Origin of the sequence: Pseudomonas agronomica (assembly GCF_025917275.1) — a bacterium.
GTDB lineage: Bacteria > Pseudomonadota > Gammaproteobacteria > Pseudomonadales > Pseudomonadaceae > Aquipseudomonas > Aquipseudomonas agronomica.
Genome location: NZ_JAOSHO010000371.1, coordinates 1 through 5,112, shown reverse-complemented (window position 1 = coordinate 5,112; position 5,112 = coordinate 1). Strand labels below are relative to the sequence as shown.

Annotated in this window: 2 protein-coding genes; both read left to right on the top strand. The window is 64.6% G+C overall.

The features are described 5' to 3' along the window. Positions 1-106 precede the first annotated feature (106 nt). On the top strand, positions 107-3,730 hold the full coding sequence (locus tag OC610_RS20750; protein ID WP_264430355.1) for a DUF2339 domain-containing protein: 3,624 nt from the start codon (positions 107-109) through the stop codon (positions 3,728-3,730). 32 nt (positions 3,731-3,762) lie between these two features. After that, positions 3,763-5,100 (top strand): DUF3999 domain-containing protein, encoded by a 1,338-nt coding sequence (locus OC610_RS20745; RefSeq protein ID WP_408636623.1) that lies wholly within the window; start codon positions 3,763-3,765, stop codon positions 5,098-5,100. The last annotated feature ends 12 nt before the right edge of the window (positions 5,101-5,112 follow it).

Sequence of the window (5,112 nt, the reverse complement as noted above, 5' to 3'; positions counted from 1 at the left end):
ATCGCGAGCAAGCTCGCTCCCACAAGGGTTAGGGTTTTTTCACTAGACTGAAGGCACCGCACCACCCGGTCATGCCCGCAACGGGCCGCTTAGGGATATCGACCATATGCAATGGATTTTGACACTGTTGGGCCTGGCACTCGGCTGGGTGGTGGATGAGTCGTTCGCCGATGCGCTGATAGGCGCGTTGGTCGGGCTCGGCATCGCCCAGTCGTTTCGACTGGGGCGCCTGGGGATCCAAGCGGCCAAACAGCAGATCCTGCTGCAAGAGGCCCAGCAGAGCGTGCTCGCCCTGGAAGCGCGGCTGGCGGTTCTCGAACGCGGCAAGGTCGCCCAGCCGAGTGATCCGGCGCCGGCGGCCGAGGTCATCGCGCCCCAGGCTCCAAAATCCCAGACCCGAACCGAGCCGGAGCTGGTCTGGGAACTGCCGCCGGATCTCGAACCCGTCTCCGTGATGAGCACCCAGGCCAGCCAGCCGTTGCCTGACGAAATCTGGAGCCCTGCGCCAGCCGCTTCGACTCGGCGCGCCGATCGCGATTTTGCACCGTTGCCCCTTGAACCGACGGCGCCTGCGCCTGCGGCTCCCCGTGGCCCGAATCTGTTCGACCGCGCCCTCATCGGCGCGCGCGACTGGCTGTTCGGTGGCAACACCGTGCTGCGGGTCGGCGTGGTGTTGTTGTTCCTCGGCCTGGCTTTCCTCCTGCGCTACGCCACCGAAGGCATGGTGGTGCCGATCGAATTGCGTTATGCCGGCGTCGCGGCCAGTGCGCTGGGCCTGCTGGGCCTGGGCTGGTGGCTGCGCCAACGCAACAGCAGTTATGCGCTGATGCTGCAGGGGACCGGGATCGCCGTGTTGTACCTGACGGTGTTTGCCGCCATGCGCCTGCATCCGTTGCTCGACTCCAAGGCTGCCTTGGGGCTGTTGGTCGCGGTCACCGTATTCTCGGCGATCCTGGCAGTGACCCAGAACGCCATGGGCCTGGCGGCGGCTGCGGCGCTGGGCGGGTTCGCCGCACCCATCCTGGCCTCCACCGGCAGCGGCAACCATGTCGCGCTGTTCAGCTATTTCATCCTGCTCAACGCCGGCATCCTCGCAATCGCGTGGTTCAAGGCCTGGCGGATGCTCAACCTGATCGGTTTCGTCGGCACGTTCGGCATCGGTTTCGCCTGGGGCTTGCGCTCCTATACGCCGGAGCTGCTGTGGAGCACCGAACCTTTCCTCATCGTTTTCTTCCTGACCTACCTGGCGATCGGCTTGTTGTTCACCCGGCGCAAGCTGCTGGAAATGAGCGACGCGCCTGAAGATGACAGCCGCGACGCGATGCTGCGCTGGTCGGCGCGCAAGGGCGACTACGTGGACGGCAGCATGCTGTTCGGCCCGCCGCTGGTCGGCTTCGGTCTGCAATTCGCCTTGGTGCAGCACCTGGAATTCGCCGCAGCGTTCAGCGCCCTGGCGCTGGGCATGATCTACATGGGGCTGGCTCGGGTGCTGATGGGCGGTCGCGCGGTGTTGCTGGCTGAAACCTGTCTCGCCCTGGGGGTGATTTTCGGCAGCCTGGCCATTCCGCTTGGCCTCGATGCCCGTTGGACTGCTGCAGCCTGGGCGGTGGAAGGCGCCGGGATTTTCTGGCTGGGCCTGCGCCAACAGCGACCATTCGCACGAATGTTTGCCTTGTTGCTGCAACTGGGCTCGGCGCTGGCCTTTGTCAGCGAATTGCATGCAGGTGAAGGCAGCCTGCTGGCGGGGTCGTGGCTGGGCGCGTTGATGCTCGGTTGTGCCTTGCTGTTCAGCTTCTATCAACTGCACAAGGCCGAGCCCGGCCATGTCGCGAACTGGGAGCGTCAGGCTCAGCCTGTGCTAGCGGTGTTGGGGCTAGGCTTCCTTTACTTGCTGGCGCCGCTGTTCTTCTTTACCCACGGCACTGCTATCGCCTGGGCCTTCGCCGGTCTGGCGACGCTGTTCGTTGGTCTGCGCCTGCAATCACGGGCCTTTCTGTTTACCGCATTCGCCGTGCAACTGCTGGGCGGTGCGCTGTTCCTGATGCGCCTGCAAGGCGCCGAAGGCGATTCGGCGGCGGTGCTCAATGCCGGTTGGAACGGTCTGCTCAGCGCCTCGTTGATCGGCCTGGCGTTGATTGGCGGGATGGTGCTGGCGGCCCGTGACGACATGGTGCGCAACGATGCCCGGTTGTTGCGCGGTTTATCCGTGGTATTGCTGGCGGGACTGGTGCTGATCAATCTCGCGGTGCTGTTCGTCCTGCCTTGGCAAACGGCGAGCGGCGTATGGGCGGCCAGCGGCTTGTTGATCATCTGGCTGAGCCTGTACTTGAAGCAACGCGTGAGCTTTGTCTTCGGCCTGTTGCTACAACTGCTGGGCGGCGCAGCGTTCCTGGCGGCTGGGCCGTTCCTGCTTGGGCCTCTTCAGTCCGAAGGCCTGCGGCCCTTGGCCCACAGTGGTTTCTGGACACCGCTGGTGCTGGGATTGGCGGCACTGGTAGGCGCCTGGCGACTGCAACGGGCACACGGGGCGCAGGAACTGGACGTCTTGAGCCTGCAACGCCTGTCCGAGCTGTTGCTGATCTGGGGTGCCGGCTGGTGGGCGCTGGCGTGGGGCAGCGAAGTGCTGCGCTTTGCCCCGGCGAACCTGCAAGGCAGCTGGTTGCTGCTGGTCGCGGCGATCAGCGTCGCGGTGTGGGCAGTGTTGGCCCTGCGTTTGAAATGGTCGGCGCTGGGGCTGTTGTGCACCTTGTTGATCCCGGCGGCGGGCTGCGTGCTGGTGGCAACGGGGCACAGCCACTATCACCCGGCGGCGAATCTCGGCTGGCTGGGCTGGCTGGCGGTATTTGCCGTGCACTTCTTTTCGCTCAAGCGCCTGGCGCCGATGCTCCCGGCCCGGGCGCGCAGTACGGCCCACGTACTCGGTTGCTGGTTGCTGATGACGGTGTTGATGCTGGAGCTGCGTTACGGCCTGCTGTTGCTGTCCGAGCAGTACAACGCCTGGCGCTGGCTGGCCTGGGCGATCCTGCCAGGCCTTTACCTGGTGTTGATGGCCACGCCGCGTACCTTGCCGTGGCCGGTATCGGCGCAACCACGCGAATACCGCGTCTATGCGGCGGCGCCGATGGCGTTGTTGATGCTCGGTTGGTTCTGGCTGACCAACACCTTCAGCGATGGCAACTCCGAGCCACTGCCTTATATACCGTTGTTCAATCCCTTGGAGCTCGGCCTGCTGTTCGCCTTGTTCGGTATCTATGTGTGGGCGCGCAATGCCGTGGAGCAAACGACGAACCGTTGGAATCGCATCGGGTATATCGCTCAATTGATCGCCGGTGTGTCGCTGTTCGCGTTCTTCACGGCCCTGGTGATGCGTACGGCCCACCAGTGGATGGGTGTGCCGTACGAGCTGGATGCGCTGCTCGACTCGATGTTCGTGCAGGCCGGCTTGTCCATCGTCTGGACCTTGATCGCCCTGGGCCTGATGATCGGCGGGCACCTGCGTCATCGCCGGGAGGTGTGGCTGGTCGGCGCGGTGTTGATCGCCGTGGTCGTGGCCAAGTTGTTCTTTGTCGAATTGAGTAACCGCGGCGGTCTGGCGCGGATCGTGTCGTTTATCGGTGTGGGCGTGTTGCTGTTGGTGGTCGGCTATTTTGCGCCGCTGCCACCCAAGCGCCCCGAGCCGGCCGTGGATGCCGAGCCGCCGATGCCTGTCAGTGAGGGAGTGTCGTCTTGAGTCGCAAGTTGAGTGGAATCGGGCTGGGCGTGATGGGGTTGTGGGTGGCCTTGTCGGCTGCGGCTCAGGAACAGCCGCAAGACTTCGCCCATCAGGTGCCGTTGGCCTTGAGCGGTGAAGGACCGTGGTACCGCCTGGCGCTGCCGCTGGACGTCCAGTTACAGGCGCGGCAGACCGACCTGGGCGACCTGCGGGTATTCAACGCCGCCGGCCAGGCCCAAGCCTACGCATTGGTGCACGAATCGGCCCAGAGTCGAGAAAATCGCACCCTGACCGATGTGAAGTGGTTCCCGCTGTACAACGCTGCCGACGACAATGAACGTGCGCCCAGCGTGCGCGTGCAATCGAACGCCAACGGCACGCTGGTAGAAGTCCAGCCGTCCAGTCGGCTCGAGGCCGGGGAAGAGGAGTTGCGTGGCTGGCTGCTGGATGCCAGTGCGATCAAGGCGCCGCTGCAACAGTTGATCCTGGACTGGACCAGCGAGCGTGATGGCTTCCAGCGCTTCACCATCGAAGCCAGTGACGACTTGCAGCACTGGCAGGCGTGGGGCGAAGGCCAGGTCGCGCGGCTGACGTTCGCTGATGAGCGGGTCGAGCAACATGAGGTGAGCTTGCCTGGGCAATCAGCGCGGTATTTGAGGTTGCTGTGGGATTCGCCGTCCTCGGCGCCAGTGCTGACTTCGGCCCAACTGGAAAGCGCCAGCCGCGAAAGCCTGCCGCTGCCGTTGGTCTGGTCGCAGCCGCTGGCGGGCAGCACGACGAAGGCCGGAGAATATACCTGGCAATTGCCGATGGGCCTGAACGTCGAGCAAGTGCAGGTGGAACTGAGCCAGGCCAACAGCCTGGCGCCGGTGACCCTGGCCGGTCGCCGCGAAAGCAGTCACCCATGGCAGCCGATGGGCGGTGGCTTGCTCTATCGCCTGACCCAGAACGGTCAGGATGTGCAGCAAAACCAACTGCAATTGTCCGGTCAGACCGTGCAGCAATTAAAACTGACCGTGGACGAGCGCGGCGGCGGCCTGGGTACCGAGGCCCCGGCCCTGCGTTTTGCCGTGCGCCCGACCCAAGTGGTGTTCCTGGCGCGCGGCGACGCGCCCTACAACCTGGCACTGGGCAGTGCGACGGCGAAGGCAGCCAGCTTGCCGTTGACCACGCTGATCCCGGACTACAAGCCGTCGCGCCTGGCGACGTTGGATGCCGCAACGGTCAACGGAACGGCGACCTCGACGCCAGCGGTTGAGGCGGCACCGGTGGCTGCAAGTACCAACTGGAAGAAGATCGGCCTGTGGGCGGTATTGCTGCTCAGCGTGGTGTTCCTCGGTGCGATGGCGTTCAGCCTGCTGCGCAAGCCGCCGGTCAAATCCCCGTAAGAGCTGCGTAGG